At 52.2% G+C, this 20,429-nt stretch carries 19 protein-coding genes; 7 read left to right on the top strand and 12 right to left on the bottom strand.

Annotated elements, in window-relative coordinates; all coding sequences use genetic code 11:
- Positions 1–22: 22 nt before the first annotated feature.
- Positions 23–844 (top strand): inositol monophosphatase family protein, encoded by an 822-nt coding sequence (locus K355_RS0111275; RefSeq protein ID WP_022732249.1) that lies wholly within the window; start codon positions 23–25, stop codon positions 842–844.
- A 97-nt stretch (positions 845–941) separates the two neighbouring features.
- Positions 942–1,811: an AraC family transcriptional regulator gene (locus tag K355_RS0111270; RefSeq protein WP_022732248.1), complete on the top strand. Its 870-nt coding sequence runs from the start codon at positions 942–944 to the stop codon at positions 1,809–1,811.
- A gap of 41 nt (positions 1,812–1,852) precedes the next feature.
- On the opposite strand, the gene mazG is transcribed toward K355_RS0111270, so the two are convergent.
- The 5 genes from mazG to ectA all read right to left on the bottom strand — a co-directional run bounded on the left by mazG (position 1,853) and on the right by ectA (position 6,873).
- Positions 1,853–2,677 carry a nucleoside triphosphate pyrophosphohydrolase gene (gene mazG, locus K355_RS0111265; protein ID WP_022732247.1) on the bottom strand — a complete coding sequence of 275 codons (825 nt, stop codon included), beginning with the start codon at positions 2,675–2,677 and terminating at the stop codon, positions 1,853–1,855.
- A 162-nt stretch (positions 2,678–2,839) separates the two neighbouring features.
- Entirely contained in the window at positions 2,840–4,345 is a 1,506-nt protein-coding gene (locus K355_RS0111260; protein ID WP_022732246.1) for an aspartate kinase, read from the bottom strand.
- 83 nt (positions 4,346–4,428) lie between these two features.
- On the bottom strand, positions 4,429–4,830 hold the full coding sequence (locus tag K355_RS0111255) for an ectoine synthase (RefSeq protein WP_022732245.1): 402 nt from the start codon (positions 4,828–4,830) through the stop codon (positions 4,429–4,431).
- An 82-nt stretch (positions 4,831–4,912) separates the two neighbouring features.
- Positions 4,913–6,196, bottom strand: a complete 1,284-nt coding sequence (gene ectB / locus K355_RS0111250) for a diaminobutyrate--2-oxoglutarate transaminase (protein WP_022732244.1) — start codon at positions 6,194–6,196, stop codon at positions 4,913–4,915.
- A 128-nt stretch (positions 6,197–6,324) separates the two neighbouring features.
- A complete protein-coding gene (gene ectA, locus K355_RS0111245; RefSeq protein ID WP_022732243.1) occupies positions 6,325–6,873 on the bottom strand; it encodes a diaminobutyrate acetyltransferase in 549 nt (182 codons plus the stop codon).
- A gap of 323 nt (positions 6,874–7,196) precedes the next feature.
- On the opposite strand from ectA, the gene K355_RS0111240 reads away from it, so the two are divergent.
- Positions 7,197–7,673 (top strand): MarR family winged helix-turn-helix transcriptional regulator, encoded by a 477-nt coding sequence (locus K355_RS0111240; RefSeq protein ID WP_022732242.1) that lies wholly within the window; start codon positions 7,197–7,199, stop codon positions 7,671–7,673.
- Between the two features lie 81 nt (positions 7,674–7,754).
- On the opposite strand, the gene K355_RS0111235 is transcribed toward K355_RS0111240, so the two are convergent.
- From K355_RS0111235 to K355_RS0111210, 6 genes are all read right to left on the bottom strand, one after another.
- Positions 7,755–8,888 carry an AbrB family transcriptional regulator gene (locus K355_RS0111235; protein ID WP_022732241.1) on the bottom strand — a complete coding sequence of 378 codons (1,134 nt, stop codon included), beginning with the start codon at positions 8,886–8,888 and terminating at the stop codon, positions 7,755–7,757.
- A complete protein-coding gene (locus tag K355_RS0111230) occupies positions 8,888–10,570 on the bottom strand; it encodes a methyl-accepting chemotaxis protein (protein WP_022732240.1) in 1,683 nt (560 codons plus the stop codon). Before K355_RS0111230 ends, K355_RS0111235 begins: the two co-directional genes overlap by 1 nt.
- 36 nt (positions 10,571–10,606) lie before the next feature.
- On the bottom strand, positions 10,607–12,142 hold the full coding sequence (locus tag K355_RS0111225; protein ID WP_022732239.1) for a tripartite tricarboxylate transporter permease: 1,536 nt from the start codon (positions 12,140–12,142) through the stop codon (positions 10,607–10,609).
- Positions 12,143–12,152: 10 nt separating this feature from the next.
- Complete coding sequence (locus K355_RS0111220) at positions 12,153–12,626, bottom strand: tripartite tricarboxylate transporter TctB family protein (protein ID WP_022732238.1); 474 nt, start codon at positions 12,624–12,626, stop codon at positions 12,153–12,155.
- A 44-nt stretch (positions 12,627–12,670) separates the two neighbouring features.
- Positions 12,671–13,669 (bottom strand): tripartite tricarboxylate transporter substrate binding protein, encoded by a 999-nt coding sequence (locus K355_RS0111215; protein WP_022732237.1) that lies wholly within the window; start codon positions 13,667–13,669, stop codon positions 12,671–12,673.
- A gap of 328 nt (positions 13,670–13,997) precedes the next feature.
- A complete protein-coding gene (locus tag K355_RS0111210; RefSeq protein ID WP_022732236.1) occupies positions 13,998–14,678 on the bottom strand; it encodes an IclR family transcriptional regulator in 681 nt (226 codons plus the stop codon).
- A 119-nt stretch (positions 14,679–14,797) separates the two neighbouring features.
- On the opposite strand from K355_RS0111210, the gene K355_RS0111205 reads away from it, so the two are divergent.
- Entirely contained in the window at positions 14,798–16,015 is a 1,218-nt protein-coding gene (locus K355_RS0111205) for a CaiB/BaiF CoA transferase family protein (RefSeq protein WP_022732235.1), read from the top strand.
- Positions 16,012–16,860, top strand: a complete 849-nt coding sequence (locus K355_RS0111200; RefSeq protein WP_022732234.1) for a citryl-CoA lyase — start codon at positions 16,012–16,014, stop codon at positions 16,858–16,860. Before K355_RS0111205 ends, K355_RS0111200 begins: the two co-directional genes overlap by 4 nt.
- Before the next feature lie 29 nt (positions 16,861–16,889).
- Here K355_RS0111200 and K355_RS0111195 read toward each other — a convergent pair whose 3' ends face one another.
- Positions 16,890–18,014 (bottom strand): ABC transporter substrate-binding protein, encoded by a 1,125-nt coding sequence (locus K355_RS0111195; RefSeq protein ID WP_022732233.1) that lies wholly within the window; start codon positions 18,012–18,014, stop codon positions 16,890–16,892.
- 121 nt (positions 18,015–18,135) lie between these two features.
- Here K355_RS0111195 and K355_RS0111190 point away from each other — a divergent pair, with 121 nt between their 5' ends.
- Positions 18,136–18,801: a response regulator transcription factor gene (locus K355_RS0111190; protein WP_022732232.1), complete on the top strand. Its 666-nt coding sequence runs from the start codon at positions 18,136–18,138 to the stop codon at positions 18,799–18,801.
- The gene (locus tag K355_RS0111185) at positions 18,798–20,216 is read left to right on the top strand and encodes a sensor histidine kinase (RefSeq protein ID WP_022732231.1); all 1,419 of its coding nucleotides are present in this window, start codon (positions 18,798–18,800) and stop codon (positions 20,214–20,216) included. The genes K355_RS0111190 and K355_RS0111185 overlap by 4 nt, the downstream gene beginning before the upstream one ends.
- Positions 20,217–20,429: the final 213 nt, after the last annotated feature.

Here is a 20,429-nt window from a genome sequence, read left to right as displayed (position 1 = left end):
CGCCAGAAGGAGAAGTTGCGTTGTGGTGAAAGTCGATATTGAAAAAGTTACCGGTATCATCCGGGAAGTATCGGCTGCTGAAATTGCCCCGCGCTTTGGGCAACTGGCCGATGAAGATATCGAGGCCAAAACCCACGCGCTTGATCTGGTGACCATCGCCGATACAGAAGCCGAACGCGTTTTAACTGCCCGGTTAACCGACCTGTTACCGGGCAGTATCGCCTTGGGTGAAGAGGCCGCACATGCCGATCCGAAATTACAGGACCGTGCATTTGCCGCATCTGATCCCGTCTGGATCATTGATCCGGTCGATGGCACCAAAAACTTTGCCCACAATCGTCAACCGTTTCGCTGCATGGTTGGTTTGTATGTTGCGGGTGAAACAGTTGCGGCATGGATTGTTGACCCGATTGAGGGAACTGCAACCGTGGCCGAAAAGGGTGCTGGGACGTGCTATCAGGGTAGCCCTGTTTCGGTGCGATCCCACATCACAAAAGCCAGCGATTCCAAAGGGTTTCTGATTTCCTATGCGCGTGACCGTCTTGTAAGACATTACGGCCATATGGATTTCTTTGACACTGTTGCGCATTATTCATGCTGCGGGGCTGAGTATGAAGAATTGGCACGTGGTGATTTCGATTTTTGCGCCTATCGGACTCTAAAGCCTTGGGACCACGCGCCGGGCACGCTTTTGGTGCGCGAAGCTGGTGGGTATGCCCGCTATATTACCGCAGACCGTAGTAATGAATATAACGCCAATACAGAGGCCCCCGGTCTTTTGTGTGCCAGTTCCGAAGACCTTTGGTCCGAGATGAATGAAATTCTTCTGCCGCTGTTTTCGTAAGTCGATCCGAGCCACGGCTTGACGCAAGATCGCAAGATTTGTCAAATCGACGTGTGTTAGCGTTTTCAAAGTGCACAACAAATTGCATGAGAGAACGATGAACAAATTACATGCCCAACGCTCCTACCAAGACCGCCTTGCCCGCGTGCAGGCCCACATCCATGACCATATTTCTGACGAACTTGATTTAAATCGACTGGCCGAAATTGCCTGTATGTCGCCAACGCATTGGCATCGCATTTATCACGGTGTGTTTGGTGAAACCGTCGCCGCGACGGTAAAGCGCGTTCGCCTTCATAGCGCGGCCGGGATGCTGGCAAACAGTGCAATTCAGATTGATGAGATCGCCAAACGATGTGGCTACCCCAATCTGCAATCTTTTACCCGAATATTCTCTGACAGCTATGGGATGCCACCGGCGCGCTACCGCAAAGAGGGCAGCCATCGCCAATTCCATTATGCCCTTGAAGAACAGGGTGAAACCGTCTGTGGTCCATGGACTGTCGAAATACGCGATGTGCCTGAAATGTCGCTTTTGACCATCGATCACCACGGATCATTCATGCAAATTGGGGAGGCATTTGATCGCCTGTTTGGGTGGCTTGCGGTGCGTGACCTGATTGAACCAAATGTCAGACTTATTGGCGTGTATCACACCGACCCTGATGCCTTTGCCGAAAACGATCTGTTCTCAAAGGCGGGTGCGCTACTTGATCAGACGGAATCAATTACGGTTGAGGCACCGATTAAACGCACAGTGGTGGGGGCCGGAAGATACGCATGCCTGCGGTATAAGGGGCCATATGCTGATATGAAATCAGCTTATTTATGGTTATTTGGCAAATGGTTGCCCCAGTCTGATGAAGAAGTACGCGAAGGCCCAGTGTTCGAGGAATATTTGAATAACCCGCGTGAAACGGCACCAACCGAGCTTTTGACCGAAATTTATATGCCGCTTGAAGGTTGACGCACATACTATATGAAGGGTCAGGCGCCGTGCCGGTGCACTTATGCCTGACCCCGTTCAACCTTCTTAGCCTTGTTCCAAAGCGCGTCCATTTCTTGCAAGTCCGATTGTGACGCGGTGCGGTTCTCTTTTGCCAGTTCGTCTTCGATGAAGTGGAAGCGACGGGTGAATTTATGGTTCGCGTGCCGCAGGGCGACTTCGGGATCAACGCCAAGCTTACGACCAAGGTTTGCCATGACAAATAACATGTCGCCCAGTTCATCCTCGATACGGTCCTGATCGGGGTTTTCGGTCATTTCGGCTTTAAGCTCGTCAATTTCTTCATGAAGCTTGTCAAACACTTCATCCGCACTTGGCCAGTCAAAGCCAACACGTGCAGCACGTTTGGTCAGCTTTTCAGCCCGCATGAGTGCGGGGAGGGCGCTGGCAACACCGTCAAGCGCGCTGTGACGGTCGTGCCCCTTGGTTTCGGCCTTTTGCGCCCGTTCGGCGGCCTTGATTTTTTCCCATGTCTGGTTGACGCCATCGGTTGTGGTGGCGTCCCCATCGCCAAACACATGGGGATGGCGGCTGATCATTTTCGTATTGATGCTGTTGGCGACATCTTCGAAGGTGAAATGGCCTTCTTCCTGTGCCATTTGCGCATGGAAAACCACCTGCAGCAGCAAATCCCCCAACTCATCGCGAAGTTCGTTCATGTCACCATCGGCAATGGCGTCGGCAACTTCATAGGCTTCTTCGATGGTGTAGGGAGCGATGGTCGAAAAATCCTGTTCCAGATCCCAAGGGCACCCGCCATGCGGGTCGCGCAGCTTGGCCATAATATCAAGAAGGTCGTTAATCGCTTTGCTGTTATGGGTGCTCATCCGGGCTTTCCTGAGAAACGGGCGTTAGACTAGAATAGAGGGATAAGTCCTATCGCGACGCACCATCTCTGACAATGACAAGTATGGGGTTGGCGCAAAACAAAACCCGCAGGCTTTTGCAAGCACTGCGGGTTCTGATGTGATGTTAGGATGCCTTAAGGCTTATGCAGCCTTAAGCTTGTCCTGTTTGTTAGCGCTATCATTCTTGGTCTTTTTGTCTGATGCGCCTTCTTCTTTTTTACCTTCAACAAGACCGCGATGCAGGGCAACGATTGCCTTGTTGAAATCGCCTTCTGCCACAACAAACTGCAGATCGACGCGACGGCTCGGGAAGTGCGAGGCAACCAGTTCGACGCCTGCCTCATCAAGGACTGTCACAGCACGTGCAAACAGGCCAGGCTGATCAATATTGGCGCCAATCACCGAAACAATCGCGACCTTACGGGTCTGAACGGTTGCTTCAGGGTGCTTTTCCTCGATCTCGTCAACACAACGACGAATCTGTTTCAGCGGTGCTGATACATAATGCGTAATTGTATTGGCGTTCAGGTTCTTGGTAACGGTCGGAACCTTATAACGTTTAAGCACGCTAAGGATTGATTCCTCGCTGCCCGGAATACCCACCATATCCTGATTGAAGACCTCAATCTCGAACGCGGTCGGAACGCCAGTGACAATCTCAACCCGGCTGTTTTCCGGATCCCAATGATCGTCAATGACCGTACCGGGATGTTCCGGTTCAAAGGTATTGGCGATACGCAGCGGAATGTCGTTCTGACGCAAGCCCTTGGCTGCACGCGGGTGGATGGCTTCCATCCCCATGTTTGACAGCTGATCAGCCACGTCATAGCTCGTGCGGCCAATCGGGCGCACGGCATCTTCGCCGACGATGCGCGGATCTGCACTCGACAGGTGGAATTCCTTGTGAATGATCGCTTCGCGCGCCTGTGTCAGGCATGCAATGCGCGAGAAGGTGACTTCACTATAGCCGCGGCCATAGATGCTCATCAGGCCTTCGCTGCACTGGGCATAGCCGGTTGCAATTGCAAGCTGACTGCCAAGGTCAATGTCGTCGAAGACTTTTGAAATGCGACCATCAAGGGTTGATGCTTCTGGCTCACGCCACCCCGAAAGGTCGGCGAACACAGCATTCACGCCCTTGGCGCGCAGCAGCAACATGGTGTTGTGCGCGCTATGGGACTCACCAATGGCAGACAGCATCTCACGAACGGTCAACAGGTGCTTTTCAAGTTTGAAATGCCCAAAGCTGCACAGGCGATGGAGGTCCATCAAGCAGCTGCGTGTACCTTCAACGCGTTCCTGAACAAAGGCATTGGCCAGTTTCAGTTCGGGTGCATCACCAAAGATTTCTTCGTTGATGGCGCACATTTTCTCGGAAACTTTGGTCAGAGCATCGCCCCAGGCCCAATCGGTTTCCGATCCGGCATAAAGCTGATAGACGCCTGCTTCACCGGTTTTCTTGTTTTCCAGCAGAAGGTCGGTGAACCCGCCATAAGCTGAAACGACAAAGACCCGATTATACAGTTCTTCTTCGCTGCGATTGCCGACCAGAATGTTGTCCATGACCGCTTCAACCTGGGTCATCGACGTACCACCGATCTTGTGAACGCTATGCCCAGCGTCCGTTTTTTTCTGGGCTGAAAGCATGTTGCCTCCTTTGGGGGCGTATCCTTGAAAACTATTATTTCTTAAAGTCTGGGGCGGTTTTATCCCCCGCCCCAAACCAAAACTTAGCTGGCAAGTGCGTCGCCATCGAGCGGGTAAACCCCGTTCTCGTCATGGACTTCGCGGCCATTGAGCGGCGGGTTGAACGCGCATGCGACAACCATATCCTCTGTGCCGCCGCGCAGATAATGGCGGTCGTGCTTATCAAGGATGTAAACCGTTCCTGGCTCAATTTTGTATTTTTTACCATCAGCAATGGTTTCGACTTCGCCGTTGCCTGAGATGCAATAGACGGTCTCGAAATGATTGGCATAGCAAATTTCGGTTTCGGTACCGGCATAGATGGTGGTGATATGGAAAGAGAAGCCCATACCATCTTCAGCAAGCGACATACGCGTGCTTTCCCAGTTGTCAGAAACCACACGGCGACCGGATGCTTCACATTCTTTCAGGGTGCGAACAATCATTTTTAACTCTTTGAATTATTTAAGGTGTGGGGCTGTCTAGGTGGTAGGGAAGGGCGACACCCAATGGCATCGCCCAACCTTATTATTCAGCAGCGGCTTTGGCCGCAACAACGTCCTTGCCCATGGCTTTGGCGGTTGCCAGCTCAAGGATGTCAAGGCCGTGACCCAAATCCTGCTTGGAGATGATCAAAGGCACAAGGCATTTGACAACTTCATCTTCCGGGCCACTGGTTTCAATGATCAGGTTATGCTTGAAGCATTCTTTGGTAACCTTCGATGCGAGTTCACCACTTTCAAAGCAAATACCCTGCATCAGGCCGCGCCCTTTGCGATAGATTTTTCCGTCGCCATAGCGTTCGGCAATTTCTTCGAGGCGCTTGCCAAGGAATTCAGCCTTGTCAGACACTTCGGATGCAAACTTATCATCTGACCAGAAGTGATCAAGGGCTGCTGTAGCGGTGACAAACGCATGGTTGTTTCCACGGAAGGTGCCGTTGTGCTCGCCCGGATGCCAGACGTCAAATTCCGGCTTCATCAGAACAACCGCAAACGGCAGGCCATAAGCTGACAGCGACTTTGAAAGCGTAATCATGTCAGGCTTGATACCAGCGGGTTCAAAGCTAAAGAACGTGCCAGTACGGCCGCAGCCTGCCTGAATGTCATCAACGATCAGCAGAATGTCGTGCTTACGACAGGTCTGTTCGAGCTTTTTCAACCAACCAAAGTCAGCCGCGTTCAAGCCGCCTTCACCCTGCACTGCCTCGACAATCACAGCAGCAGGAAGTGACACGCCGCTTGAGTTGTCGGACAGAACACGATCAAGATAGTCGACGGTATCAACACTGTCGCCCATGTAGCCGTCAAACGGAACGGCAACGGCGTTATCAAGCGATACACCAGCAGCCCCGCGATGATGCTCGTTACCGGTGATGGCAAGCGCGCCCAAGGTGCAGCCATGGAAGCCGTTGGTGAATGAGATCACCGTTTCGCGGCCTTTGACGCGGCGAGCAAGTTTCAATGCGGCTTCAACAGCATTGGTGCCCGTTGGACCGGTAAACTGAACCTTGTATTCCATGTCGCGCGGCTTGAGGATTTTGTCTTCAAGCGCGGTCAGGAAAGCTTCCTTGGCCTTGGTGTGCATGTCCAGACCATGGGTAATGCCGTTTGATTTGATGTAATCAATCAGCTTTTCCTGCAGAACAGGATGGTTATGGCCATAGTTCAGGCTGCCGGCACCGGCAAGGAAATCAAGATAACGGTTGCCGTTCTCATCGGTGAGCCAGGCGCCTTCGGCTTTTTCAAACGTAACGGGGAAGGAGCGTGCATAGCTCTGAACTTCCGATTCAAGGCGATCAAATACAGTCATGGTTCCCTCTTTCAGATTGGGAAAAGTCAAGTCCACTTGTCATGTCAAACGCCCCGGCGAACCGGATGTTCCCAATAACGGTCTTTGCCGTTTTGAGGCATGAAAGCGGTGAAAATGGTTGTTGAGGATCAGGCCGCGACGCGTTCGACGTCTTCACGTTCAAACGGGCCAATCTGCCACAGGATTTCACTGGCAGCCGCGCCGTCAAAATGCGTTTCGCGTTCAAACTGAACTTTGCGTTTGACGTCGGCGCCGAGCTCGCGTGCGACTGAACGGAACACACCCTGAGACGGTGCATTGGTTGACGTGATCGTCGTGTTCAGTTGCGACACATTGTAGCATGCCGGGCGATCCAGAATATCAAGGATCAAACGTTTCGCCAGACGAAGGCCACGGGCCTTCGGGGAAACGGCAACCTGCCAGATAAAGAGCTGTTCAGGCGTACTTGGGACGATGTAACCGGAAACAAAGCCCACAGCTTCGCCATCGAGTTCCGCAATCGCGCATGTGTCGCCAAAGTGCGAGCACTGCAGCAAGTTGCAATACATCGAATTTTCATCCAAAGGCTTACAATCGGCGATCAACGCATTGACCGTTGCGCCGTCGGTGGCCTTCGGTTTTCGGATAATCAGGTTGGCTTTGCGGCCGGTGTTGCCTTGATTGTTGGCAATTTTCATCGGTCTGCCTGCTCTGTTATTTCGATATGCGATCATTCATGTCGCGAGAGATGTATAGAATAGCGATACAAATTGATCAACCCTTTCTCGATGAAAATAACGTGAAACCAAGTAAGATATTGATATAAAAGAAAACATAAATTAATCGGTCTTCGATATTGATGGTTCGATGTCGCGGACATATTTTCGTCATGAAATACCGAAAATCGATGAAATAAAATATCGTATATCGATGGAAGATCGTCTTAAACCGTTGCGGTTTCGCGGTTCTGGGGCTAAAACATCTTTTGTAGCAGGACAACAATTGACGCCCGGAAATTCAAATGGACAAATTGCATGAAGCGTTGATCTCCATTCGCCGCATTCTACGCGCGAGCGATATTCACGCTAAAAAACTTGGTAAAATCACCGGGTTGAAGACATCGCAGCTTCTGGTTTTGCAATCACTGGAAGAATACGGCGAGATGACGGTTGGCCAGATTGCCGCAAAGGTGAATCTGGCGCAGGCATCAACAACCTCATTGGTTGATAAGCTTCAGGCGATGGAGCTTGTCTTGCGTGCGCGTGGTGACACGGATAAGCGCAAAGTGTTTGTCCGCTTAACGGATCAAGGACGTTCCATCCTTGATCGGGCTCCCATGGCACTGCATGACAGATTTTCAGATAACTTCAATGATCTTGAAGAATGGGAACAGACGTTCCTGATCGCTGCCTTGCAACGTGTGTCCGGCATGATGGATGCAAGCGACATCGATGTCGCGCCACTGCTTGATCATGATGTAATTGTCGATAAAAACTGACGGTTAGGCGTCATCCCGTCTTTTTTGATTCCCGGAAATCTTAGTACTTAAAGGCGGAAAAATTCCTTCGGTGCAGAACGCTTACCGGGCAGGGGTGTTATTCTGCGCGTTCTTGCGCTGCATATGGCGCTGGAACCACTTTGCCATGATCGGCGCAAGTAAGACGATTTCAAATATACGCACGATGTGGTGGAAGGCAACGAAGCTTGGCTCGACATTCAGTGCCAGTGCGATCAGCGACATCTCAGCAACGCCCCCCGGCGCAAACGCCAGCAACACAGCAATGAAATCAAGATCAAGCCACTGCGACACCATCCAGGCAACGCCGCCGGTAAAGGCCAAAATTACCAGCGTGGCAAAGATCGAATAACCGGCCAATCGCGCCAAAAATGATAATTTGACGCCTGCAAAACGGCTGCCGATGGCGGAACCAAGGATCAAAAGGCTTCCGGCCAAAAGCCAATCAGGCAAATTACCTTCAACGACCCCGGTGACGTGCAGAACCATGCTGGCAAGCATTGCACCTGTCATATAGGCAGCTGGGACGCGAATCTTGCGAAACAGCAATACAGTGAGAAGGGCCGCACCACCTGTCAAAAGACCTTCTGACAGTGTCATATAGACCGCATCACCATCGCCATGACCGCTGGCAACGACACCCGTAATCATTAAAACGATCAAGGGGGCAGACATGACCAACAACAGAACGCGCAAGCCTTGCGTTAATGCGATTTCCTGTTCATTTCCGCCCGCAGCAGCGCCAAGGACGACCATAGGCGTCAGACCTCCCGGTGTTGCTGAGAACAGGGCTGTTGCGGGGGCAAGTCGGGCGATTTTGGTATAGAACCACGTCACAAGAACCGTCACGACGGGCACGTAAATCAGCACCGCAATCATGCTGATTGGCCAGCGGGCCGCCTGATCAAGGGTTTCAGGGGTAAAGGACGCGCCAAGAAAAATGCCGATCACCCCCAGAATGACCGAACGAAACTCCATCGGAATGCCCATCTGAACGCGCATCAAGCTTGCCACAAAAGTTGCAAGCATCGGTCCCATCATCCACGCGAGCGGCATGTTTAGGCTATGTGCGATCAATCCACCAACAAGGCCAATACCAAGGGCAATAGAGAGTCTTTTGAAAAAGCGCGGTGTCATTACACCCGAAATACGGTTGATCCAACTGGACGTGGCTGGATCTTCGGGTGATCTGCTCATTATGCGCTGGCCTTGTTCTTGTTGATCTGTTCGAGGAACCCATCAATCGCATCGCGCAGTCGCGATGCTTCGGTATTAAGTGTGTTGGTTGCGCGCGTGACATTTTCCGAACCGTTGTGAACGCGGGCGGTTTCGGTATCAAGAGCACCAACGGCCTCAGCCACAGTGCGCATCCCGCCATTGGCATCATGAATGCTATCGGAAATACCAGCCGTCGATGCCTGTTGTTCTTCCACAGCTGCGGCAATCGCCGCGGCCGATTGATCAACCTCACCAATCACATTTGCAACACTTTGCAGTGCGCCGACGACATTGTCTGTCAGGCCACGGATCTCATCGACCTGATTGGAAATATCTTCGGTCGCGCGTGCTGTTTGCGATGCAAGGTTTTTAACCTCACCGGCAACGACGGCGAAGCCCTTGCCAGCGTCCCCAGCACGTGCCGCTTCGATGGTGGCATTCAGGGCCAGTAGGTTGGTCTGGCTTGCGATGTCTTCGATCAGACCGACAATATCGCCAATGCGTTGTGTCGCGTTGGTCAGCTGTTCAAACAGGGCGCGGGACTGTTCACTTTCCGAGCGGGCCTTGCCAGCGACTTCGGCCGAATTCTGTGCCTGATGGCCGATCTCGGCAATGGCTTCGGACAGGCTTGCCGTGGTTTGCGATACGGCTTCGATATGATGGAGAACTTGTTCGGAATGCTGATTGGCATCAGCAGAACGTGCGCTTGCCGACGTTGCGATCTGCTCCATTTCACTTGCCGATCCGTTCAGTGAGCCAAATTCACGGTCAAACCCGGAAAGGGCATCTTGAACGGTGCGCTGGAAATGATCGGTAGCGCGGATCAGATCCTGCTGGCGTTCGCCTTCGATCGTTCGGACGCGTTCGCGTTCTTTGCGCAGGCTTTCGGCTTCTTTGGATTGATCGCGCAAAACAGTTACAGACCGCGCAACCGTGCCGATTTCATCACGGCGTTGAACGCCACGAACATCAATGTCCAGATCGCCATTGGCGATTTGTTCGATCAGATGTGAAAGATCGGTCATGGGGCGTGAAATGCGCCGGGAGACGAACACAGAAACCACCCCGGCAATAAACACAACAAGGATGGCAACAATCACGAATACCCGTTGCAAGGCTTCTGCCTGTGACGATGCATTGGCAAAGGATGTTTGGGCCAGTTCGTGGGTCTGCACCAGAATTTGAGTAAGCGGAACCTGAAGGGCGCGGAATGTTTCATCGGCCTGCGCAATGACTTCGAGTGCGCCGTAGATGTTCATTTCGCTTTCAACCAGGAACTGGTCAACCTGTTCGATGTATTTCTCATAGTTGCTGGTGAACTCGTCGCCACCAACAACCGCAAGCCGTTGTGCGAGCGGGGCAAGGTCTTCTGAAATATGGCTGACCTGTTCGCGCAACTCAGGAACAGTTGCAGCATTAATGCCGTTGGAATCCCATGTTAGGATACGAAACAGCGATCCATGCACCTCGTTCAGTGCGTTGCTGAGTGTGAGTGCGTCAGACCGCCGCTCATAGGCTTCGACGCGAAGGCTGGTGAGAGTGTTTTTCTCGCTTTCAAGTGTGGCGACCGTTGCAATCCCCATCGCAACGATCACAACCATCAGAAAGACCGGGACCAAAAGTGTTTTTGGCCCAATCGCCAAATTATCAAGAAAGCGCATTCATCCAATTCCTTCGCGTCGGAAGCTTTTCAGGTCTTAGAATTCACCGTCGTTTGGCACCGCTTTGCGGTTTTTTACCCATTGGCGCAGGTTGCCGACCAAAGGTGCTGACAGGAACAGGGCACTGAGCAGGAGGATCACAAGCGTGATCGGACGTTCCCAAAGGAAGGCCAGCGAGCCATCACTGATCATCAATGCACGGCGCAGGTTTTCTTCCATCATGCTGCCCAGAATGAAGCCCAGCAGCATCGGCGCCATCGGATAATTCAAAAGGCGCAGCCCAATGGCGATTGCTGCGGCAATGACCATCATGTGAATATCAAAGGCGTTAAAGGTCACCAGATAAACACCGATCAGCGAGAAGAACAGCACGAACGGGACCAACAATTGCTGCGGCAGAGCCAAAAGGCGCGAGATATAAGGGATCAGCGGCAGGTTCAACACCAGAAGAACAATGTTGCCGATATACATCGAAATAATAACCGACCAGAAAACTTCCGGCTGCTCAACAAACAGACGCGGGCCTGGTTGGACACCATAAGAAATCAGAGCGCCCATCATGACGGCCGTCGTACCAGACCCCGGAATACCAAGGGTCAAAAGTGGGACGAAAGAGCCAGAACAAGCGGCATTGTTGGCGGTTTCAGGGGCGGCAAGGCCACGAATGGACCCCTTGCCGAACTGAAGCTTTTCCTTGGCAGATGCAATGTTGCGCTCCATACCATAGGCAAGGAAGGATGCAATGGTCGCACCGGCACCTGGCAGAACGCCGGTAAAGAAGCCAAGCACCGAGGATCGACCGATTACCGGGATCATGGTTTTGACTTCTTCTTTGGACAGCTTCATCGAGCCAAGGTTTTTCAACGCCCGTTCTTCGTCGGTGCGTGTATCCTTGGTCGGACGTAGGATCGACAGAAGGGCTTCGGAGAGTGCAAAGGTCGACATGGCAAGCAACAGGAAGCTGATGCCGTCAATAAGGTCCATGTTGCCAAAGGTAAAGCGCGCAACACCAGCGGCAGGATCAGTGCCGATGGTCGACAGCATGATGCCAAACAGCGTCATGGTAATCGCCTTGAGAACCTGACCTTTACCGGCAAAGGCCGATACTGCCGTCAGGCCCAATACCATCAGGGCGAAATAATCACCCGACTGGAACGATAGCGAAACAGAAGCAAGGACAGGGGCTGCAACCAACAAAAAGATCGCGGCAATCGTGCCACCGGAAAATGACGAGTAGGCGGCAATTGCCAGTGCCTTGCCAGCCTGACCTTTTTGGGCCATCGGGTAACCGTCAAAGGCCGTCGCAACGGTGCCTGCTACGCCCGGCGCATTAATCAGGATTGACGATGTAGAACCGCCAAAGATGGCACCGTAATAGACACCGGCCATCAGGATCAGGCCGGTTGAGGGATCAAAGCCGTAGGTGATCGGGATCATCAGCGCAATTGCGGTGATCGGACCGAGCCCCGGCAACATGCCGATAAAGGTCCCGGCGAAACAGCCGACAGCAACCATCAGAAGGTTGATCGGCATGACTGCGGTCGAAAGACCGGAGAAAATTCCTTCAAGCATTTCTTTCGCCCTAACCCAGCATTTCGAAGATGTCACCCGGTGCCAGATAGATGCCCATCAGTTGGGTCAGCAGGTACCAGAAAATGAAAACAACAGGGATGGATGCACCCAGCAAAACCTTGATCCGGCGTTCACCAAGAACGGCAAAGCCCCCGACCAAAAAGATCGTGGTCGAGATCAGGAAGCCGAGATAGCGAATGGTAAAGCCATAAAAGACCATCAGCACAGCAAGCTGAACAACACGGCCCCATTTCAAACCGCGGAAGGCGGCAGAAAGGTTACCGGCCTCTTGATTGGCCGGTATGACCAGTTGGATGAAGGAAACCACACCTAATATCCACGCAAGCGCATTAGGAAGGGTCTGAGCATTAAACGGCGCATCTTCGTCGCCAAACAGCAACGGGATATCATCGACATAAAACCCGTAGATCAGCGCAAGGCATAGAAAAAGCAGTGCGCCGAATTTGTCACGATTGATGGACATGGCGTGGTTTCCTTCGGAAGTCTTTTTGTCGGTTTTCTAATGGCTTATTTCAGGAAGCCAAGATCGCGCATCAGGTCGCCAACGACCTTTTCCTGGTTTTCCATAAAGGTGGAAAACTCTGCACGACCTTTATAGATTTTTTCCCAGCCGTTACGTTTGCGCACGGTGTCCCATTCCGGGGTTGCCTGCACGTCTTTGAGAAGTGCTGCATACGCATCTGCTTTGTCAGCCGACAGGGAAGGTGAGCCGAAGTAACCGCGCCAGTTTACGAATTCTGCATCAATGCCGAGTTCGCCGAGAGCCGGAACTTCCGGAGCTGCTTCGATACGTTCGTTCGAAGTTACCGCAAGAATACGAATCTGGCCTGCTTTGGCGAGTTCAAGAAGTTCACCAAGACCGGTCGACAGAACGTCGGTTTCGCCCGACAGAAGACCAGCAATTGCTTTGCCACCCGCATCATACGGAATGTATTTTACCTGTTTGGCATCACCGCCGCCCTGCTGCACAGCGTAGGCTGCAACAATGTGATCCATGCCACCACGGACCGAGCCACCACCAAATTTGACCGATGACGGGTCAGATTTGACAGATGCAACAACGTCGGTGAAAGATTCGAACTTGCTGTCTGCCGGTACGGCAAAGGCCGCATATTCAGCAACAACAGCAGCAATCGGGGTCAGGTCGCGGAACGATTGTGGGAAGACCCCGGTCAGCGAACGCACGATGATCGGAGTGGAGTTGACCATCAAGGTGTTATCAAGGCGGTCAGCAGCTTCGATCATGTAAGCAATGGCTTTACCGCCGCCGCCGCCAGACATGTTTTCATAAGATGCGGTGCCAACCAGACCGGATTTTGTCAGGGCTTCGCCTGTACCACGTGCGGTGCCGTCCCAGCCGCCGCCTGCGCCGCCCGGAATGATGAAGTGAACTTCATCCATTTCTGCAGCTTTGGCAGTCGTAACAGCAAAAGCAGCCGTCGAAACAGCCACAGCAGTTGCTGCAACCATAAATCCGCGACGCGAGAACATCGTCAGCTTGTTCATCAGGGTCTCCTCCAGACACTAAAGCATTTTCCCAAGCCACCAAAACGGTGGCGCGCCGATCATTAAGGACAGAACTTCAGCAACGGAGAACGATCACGACCTTTCAGGTGTGCAAACGCAACCTGACTGTCGAATTGAAAGTAAGTCCTCCCTTGCCGATATTCTTGTTTTTGATCCTTGGGCGGTTTTACCCCCTGATCGGCAGTGGCAGGACGTTAACAGTCAAACCTGTCACCAACCTGTCATTGCCAACAATCAGGTGAAAAAAAGGCATATGTTTTATGAAGCTGTGGCATAGACGGTGCCGAATATGGCGGGAAAGTGGGCCTTACGCCGAAAGAGAGCGGCCACATTCAAGGGCATGGGATTTCAATAAAGACAATACGCTCTGACGTTTTTCTGCTGTAAACCGGCTGCCCGGACCCGACAATGACAAAACACCCAACATTTGTTTGTGTCGGTCAAGAACCGGAACAGCGATGGCCGAAATATCTGGGTCGCGTTCACCCTGGCTTTGCGCAAAACCGTGTTCAAGGACTTCTAGCGCCCGATCATCAACGCCGTTGCCCCACGCACGAACAACATGTCCGGCAGCCCCACGTTCACAGGGCAGGATGGCACCTTCTTCAAGATGATGGCGCAGGCTGCGGGGTGAATTTTCGCGAAACAGGCACAGGCGGTTTGACCCTTCCGGGACATAGAAAGAGGCTGTTTCACCGCTTTGATCAACAAGTGCGCTTAGATGTGGGCGGACAACGTCATCCATCCTAAATGATCGCCGATAAATGGACCCCAATCGCCATAAGGCCGGGCCCAATCGATATCGCCCACGCCCCGAAATCATTAGAAAACCATTCGACTCTAATGTTCCGGCCAGTCTTGAGATAGTGCTTTTGTACATTCCGGTGCGTTCAGCGAGGTCCTTAAGCGACAGATCCGCATCCTGATCGGTAAAAACATCAAGGATCATAAGTGCGCGTTCAACGGCGCTAACATTCTGTTCTGACATGGTCTTTCCAAATTCCAAGAGGCGGCAGCCTGATCGCTGACTGATTGAACCGTTTTGCGAGGACAGTAAATTCTATATAATAGAACATAATTCTACTAGACAGAATATTGGGAAACAGCATGCAAAATACCAAACCGCTTCATGGTGTCACGGTTTTGGACCTGACCAATGTGCTTGCCGGACCGTTTTGTTGTCATCAACTGGCACATCTTGGCGCAACAGTGATTAAGGTCGAAGCTCCTGGGCGCGGTGATTTGGCCCGGCAACTGGGTGCGGATGCCGGTTTGAATGAAAAACTGATGGGGGTTTCGTTCCTCGCCCAGAATGCCGGGAAGAAATCGATCACACTTAATCTGAAAGACCCACGCGGCAAGGATATCCTTAAAAAACTGGTCAAGCAGGCCGACGTTTTAGTTGAGAATTTTCGACCCGGCGTGATGGATCGGCTTGAGCTTGATTATGACGTGTTGTCCAAGGTGAACCCCGCTTTGATCTATTGTGCGATATCCGGGTTCGGGCAAAGTGGTCCGATGAAAAAGCTGCCAGCTTACGATCAAATCGTGCAGGGCCTTTCTGGTATCATGACCATAACGGGTGAAGAAGATAAGGAAACCTATCGGGTCGGGTATCCGGTTGCCGATACCATTGGTGGTCTCACGGCAGCTTGTGCGATCAGTTCAGCACTTGCGGGCAGGGCGCTTGGCAATAATGAGGGCAAGGGTAGCTTTATCGATATTTCGATGCTGGAATCGGTCGTTGCGACCATGGGTTGGGTGGTTTCGAACTTCCTTATTGCCGGGCAGCAACCGACCGCAAACGGCAATGATAACTTTACGTCATCACCGTCCGGAGCGTTTCGTACTGCAGATGGTCAAATCAACATTGCGGCGAATAAGCAGGAACAGTTTGAAGCCGTGTGTGATGTGCTTGAACTAGACGCGCTTAAAGCCGACCCACGCTTTCTGACCCGCTCTGATCGTCTTTCAAATCGCAAAGAATTGGCCGGGTTGTTTGAGAGGGTACTTCAAACAGGTCGTACCGATGACTGGGTGCTGGCATTTAATGCGGTTGGGGTGCCAGCCGGGGCGGTTCTAACCGTGCCACAGGCACTTTCATTACCACAAATCGCCGACCGCGGAATGATCGCCGATTTCGCGAGCGTGCCGGGTGTTGAACGTGACATTCGCGTCCTGCGTACGGGCATGAAGCTTAATGGCGAAGCCCCAAGTGTCGATGCGCCGCCGCCCGTTTTGGGACAGGACAATGAAACCATTTTGGCCGGGCTTGGATTGTCGGTTGACGAAATCAAAACGCTGATAGCGGAGGGCGTATTATGAGCGAGAAAACAGCAGGTGATGTTGAACACGAAGTATCGGACTGGTGGCAAAGCTCGATCATCGATATGAAGCCCGGCGAAATTCGCTATTCAGGGTATGCCATCGAAGATTTGATCGGAAATGTCAGCTTTCCGGCAATGATCTGGTTGATGACCCGGGGTGATTTGCCCAATCCCAAGCAGGCAAAACTGCTTGAGGCAGCATTGGTGGCTGCTGTTGATCACGGCCCACAAGCTCCAAGCATTGCTATTGCCCGCATGGCGGCAACCTGTGGCGTTGGACTTAACAATGCAATGGCAAGTGCCGTAAATGTGCTGGGCGACGTTCATGGTGGTGCGGGCGAGCAAGCGGTTGCCTTATATCGCGATATTGCACGACGTATTGATGATGGCGTATCCGTCGCGCAGGCGGTTTCGGACGGGCTTGATCACCAGATTTCCGAACATGGTAAACATATCCCCGGATTTGGGCATCGTTTCCATCCGACCGACCCGCGTGCGCCGCGTTTGTTGGGGCTGGTGGAGGATGCGGCCAAAGACGGTATTGTTGAGGGGCATTTTGGCATGATTGCCCGTGAAATCGAAAAGAAGCTTGAGGTGCGTAAAGGCAAAAAAATCCCGATGAACATAGATGGTGCGACGGCGGTTATTTATGCCGAGTTGGGATTTGATGCGCCCCTGGCACGCGGATTGTTTTGCCTGTCACGGTCGGTGGGCATTCTTGCCCATGCATGGGAGCAAACCCAGCAAGGTGGCCGCAACAAAGGCCCAATCCCGCGTCGTATGATCTGGAATTATACCGGGCACGAACAGCGTCCCGTACCGATGGAAAAGCAGGAAGGTTAATCGTTTTCAAACGTATGGGGGGATGTGTTTTAACGCCGGTTTAAAAGTGCATCCTGCCATCGACGAATAAACCGCTGACGTTTTGCCTGATCAAGATAGACCAGCAAGCCGGGACCAACCGGAAAGGAGCGTACACGTTCTCCGTAGCGGTCAAAGATCAATGAGGAAAATGGACTTTGCGGAACATCGGCGCGCACCGGGTTAAAATTACCTGCGTCCTGCAGAACGGTTTGTCCTTCGATTGAGAGCATGTAATCAAGGAAACGTGCGCCAAGGTTCGGGTTGCGCGCCCCGCGCGGGATGATGGCAATACGCGAATAAACGACAATGAAATCATCGGGAAGGATGACGCCAAGGTTGGGTGTTCTGTGGCTAAAGGTTTCCGCATAGGATCCTAGAAGGTTATAGCCAAGGACAACCTGACCGTCGGCGATTTTTTCCAGCATGGGTGAGGTGTTTGAATACAGCTTTACCTTGGATTGACCCAGTTGCCGGATGAAGTCCCATATACCGGGGAAAAATCGTTCATCACGGGCAAGAAAGAGAAAGCCAACGCCGCTGCGCTCGATATCGTAGGTTGTTACTTTTTCGCTGAGTAAATCATCATTGGCACGCAGCAGTTCAAGGAATGCTTCGCGTGTGCGTGGTGGTTCCAGTTCATTTTCGCGGAAAAATTCCCGATTATAGGCAATTACGGCGGGTTCCTGCGTCACGGCGAATGCTTCGTTGCGCCAACGCGCCCAATTGGGCAGGGCATCCGTTTGCGCACTTTGGTGGGCGATTGCGTACCCGTCATTTGCCAGCTTCATCTGCAAATCCATGGAGGAACTAATGATCAGATCGGCATTGGCGGCACCACTGATGCGTTCCTTGATCGTCATGTCATACATTTCAAGTGTCTGAAGCTGATGATATTCAATGCCAACCTGCGGGTTGTTCTGCTGAAATGCTTCGATGGCGGGGCTAAAAGCGCCAATGTCGGCAGAGCCGTATACAACGGCCACCTGATTATAATTGGTCAGAAGGGCTTGTTCTGGGTCGGCGGGCTGGTTTGCGTGCAGGGCAGGGAACTGAAACACCTCGGCAAACGCAGAAGATGCTTGCATCGCGACGGCAATGACACATAAACGAATACAGGAACGTCCCAAGGTCATAGTGTACTATCCTAATCGGGCGTCGATTATCGATTTCATCGGCCAGAACTACCGACTTGGTATAATGCACCAAATCTGCGGAACCCGATTATCGGTTTATCAGGGAAGAGTACGACAAACAATGAGAGTCCTCGTCGTCGAAGATCATGCCGCACTGGCGGACGGCATAGCCAGATCGCTTCGGCAATCTGGCTATGCTGTTGATGTGATCGCAGATGGTGAAGAAGCCGATGATATCCTGCGCACTCAGGAATACGGGTTGGTCGTGCTTGATCTTAATTTGCCAAAGCTTGACGGGCTTGAAATTCTGCGCCGATTGCGTCATCGCGGTGCCGAAAGTGCGGTTTTGATCCTGACCGCGCGTGGAGATATCGAAGATCGGGTCAAGGGGCTCGATCTTGGCGCGGATGATTATCTTGCAAAGCCGTTTGAACTGGTCGAGCTTGAGGCCCGCGTACGGGCACTGATGCGGCGGAATGCCGGCACGCACAACACCCAGATCAGATGTGGTCAGTTGGTATTTGATACGGTGGCACGGCGTGTCATGATCAACGGCGATGACATTGAAATTCCACGCCGCGAGCTTAATATCCTTGAAATTCTGCTGTTGCGGCTGGGGCATGTTCTGAGCAAGGAACAGATTGCCGATCAGTTGGCCGGGTTTGAGGACGATATCAGTGCGAACGCGGTAGAGCTTTATATCAGTCGTTTACGCAAACGCGTTGAAGCGGCTGAGGTCAAAATTCAAACGGTACGCGGACTTGGTTATTTGTTGAAAAAGACATGAAATGGCGTAACGGATCACTCAGGCGACGGCTGATTATCTGGCTTCTGATCCCGCTTTTGGTGATCAGTTCTTTAATGCTTCTTGAAGTGCGAAGCAACGCTGTTCACTCGACAAATCAAGCATTTGACCGTGCACTTTTAAGTTCTGCATTGGCAATTGCCGACCGTGTTGTCCTGATCGGGGGCAAGATAGAAGTTGATGTACCGTATGTCGCACTTGAGATGCTGACAAGTTCGGCCGAAGACCGCGTTTTTTATCAAGTTGGCACCATACAGGGTGAATTTATCACCGGGTACGAAGATTTGCCGCCGGTACCAGACGCGTTATTGCCACTGCGCGAAAATCCGGTGTTTTATGATGCGGTGTATAACGGCGAAAATGTTCGCATTGGCGCGTTGTCGCGCTATGTCGCCAGCGTTCGAAAGGCAACACGTTTTCAGGTACTTGTTGCTGAAACCATGGGCACCAGAACAAGTCTGAGCGAAGACATCCTTGCCAGTGCGGCTGCGCGTCAGATTGCACTGATTGTGATTGCGGCTGTTATTGTCTGGTTTGGTATCGGGCAGGGGCTCAAACCGCTCACACGCCTTGAAGAGGCACTTAACCGTCGATCGCCAACCGATTTGAGGCCGATTGAGCATGATGTTCCCAATGAAGTGCGGCATCTCGTCGGCGCGATTAATCATCTTTTTCAACGCCTTGGAAACAGTTTGGCAACCATGCAGCGCTTTACAGCGGATGCCGCACATCAGTTGCGCACGCCACTTGCCGCATTGCGCACGCAGTCTGAGTTGGGCCTTCGTGAAGATGATCCAGAAAAACTGCACCAGATCATGGAAACGATTGCAACGTCCACTCAGCAAACGTCGCATTTGGCCAATCAGTTGCTTGCATCGGCCCGTGCCGCACCGGAAGGTCTTGCCGGTCGACCGTTTGAGAAAATTGATCTGTGTGACATCACCAGAACAGTGACAGCATCAAAAGTCATGACGGCCATCGAGAGCGGCATTGATCTTGGATATGAAGGCATCACAGAACCCACGATGATCATGGGCAATGCCACTTTGATTGAGGAGCTTTTAAAGAACCTTGTGCACAATGCGCTGACATATTGCCCGGAAGGAAGTGCAGTCACAGTCCGACTGGAAGATGACGTGGTGCGCAACAGTGTAATCTTGACGGTCGAAGACAACGGTCCGGGAATTCCATCGAAATACCATAAGGATGTTTTCAAACGGTTTTATCGTATAGCCGAGAACGGAGAGGACGGGTGTGGGCTTGGATTATCGATCGTCCGTGAAATCGCGCTGCGTCACCATACGACTGTGAAGCTGACGAAACCTGATGATCACAACGGATGTGTCTTTACTGTTCAGTTCGAGCGGGCGGACGCAGCAAGCGATACATCTGCCTAAAAAGCTGACCGAATGGTCGCAGAGAATTATAGAATGGCGCGCGTGGCGACCGCGGTACAATACAGTTCCGCAAATTCAGGATTGACAGTCGCCAATTTCAAAACCGCTCATTAGCGTATGGATCGGAATCTTGCGATCAAACACAGCTCGTGTCGCTTTGTCTTTTCGGCCAGATACCCGTAGTATGTTTGAGGCATATCAGATTACAGACAC

The organism is Thalassospira lucentensis MCCC 1A00383 = DSM 14000, from assembly GCF_000421265.1.
Classification (GTDB): Bacteria; Pseudomonadota; Alphaproteobacteria; order Rhodospirillales; family Thalassospiraceae; genus Thalassospira; species Thalassospira lucentensis.
Note: the sequence above shows the minus strand (reverse complement) of the source record. Positions and strands in the feature narration are given on the sequence as shown.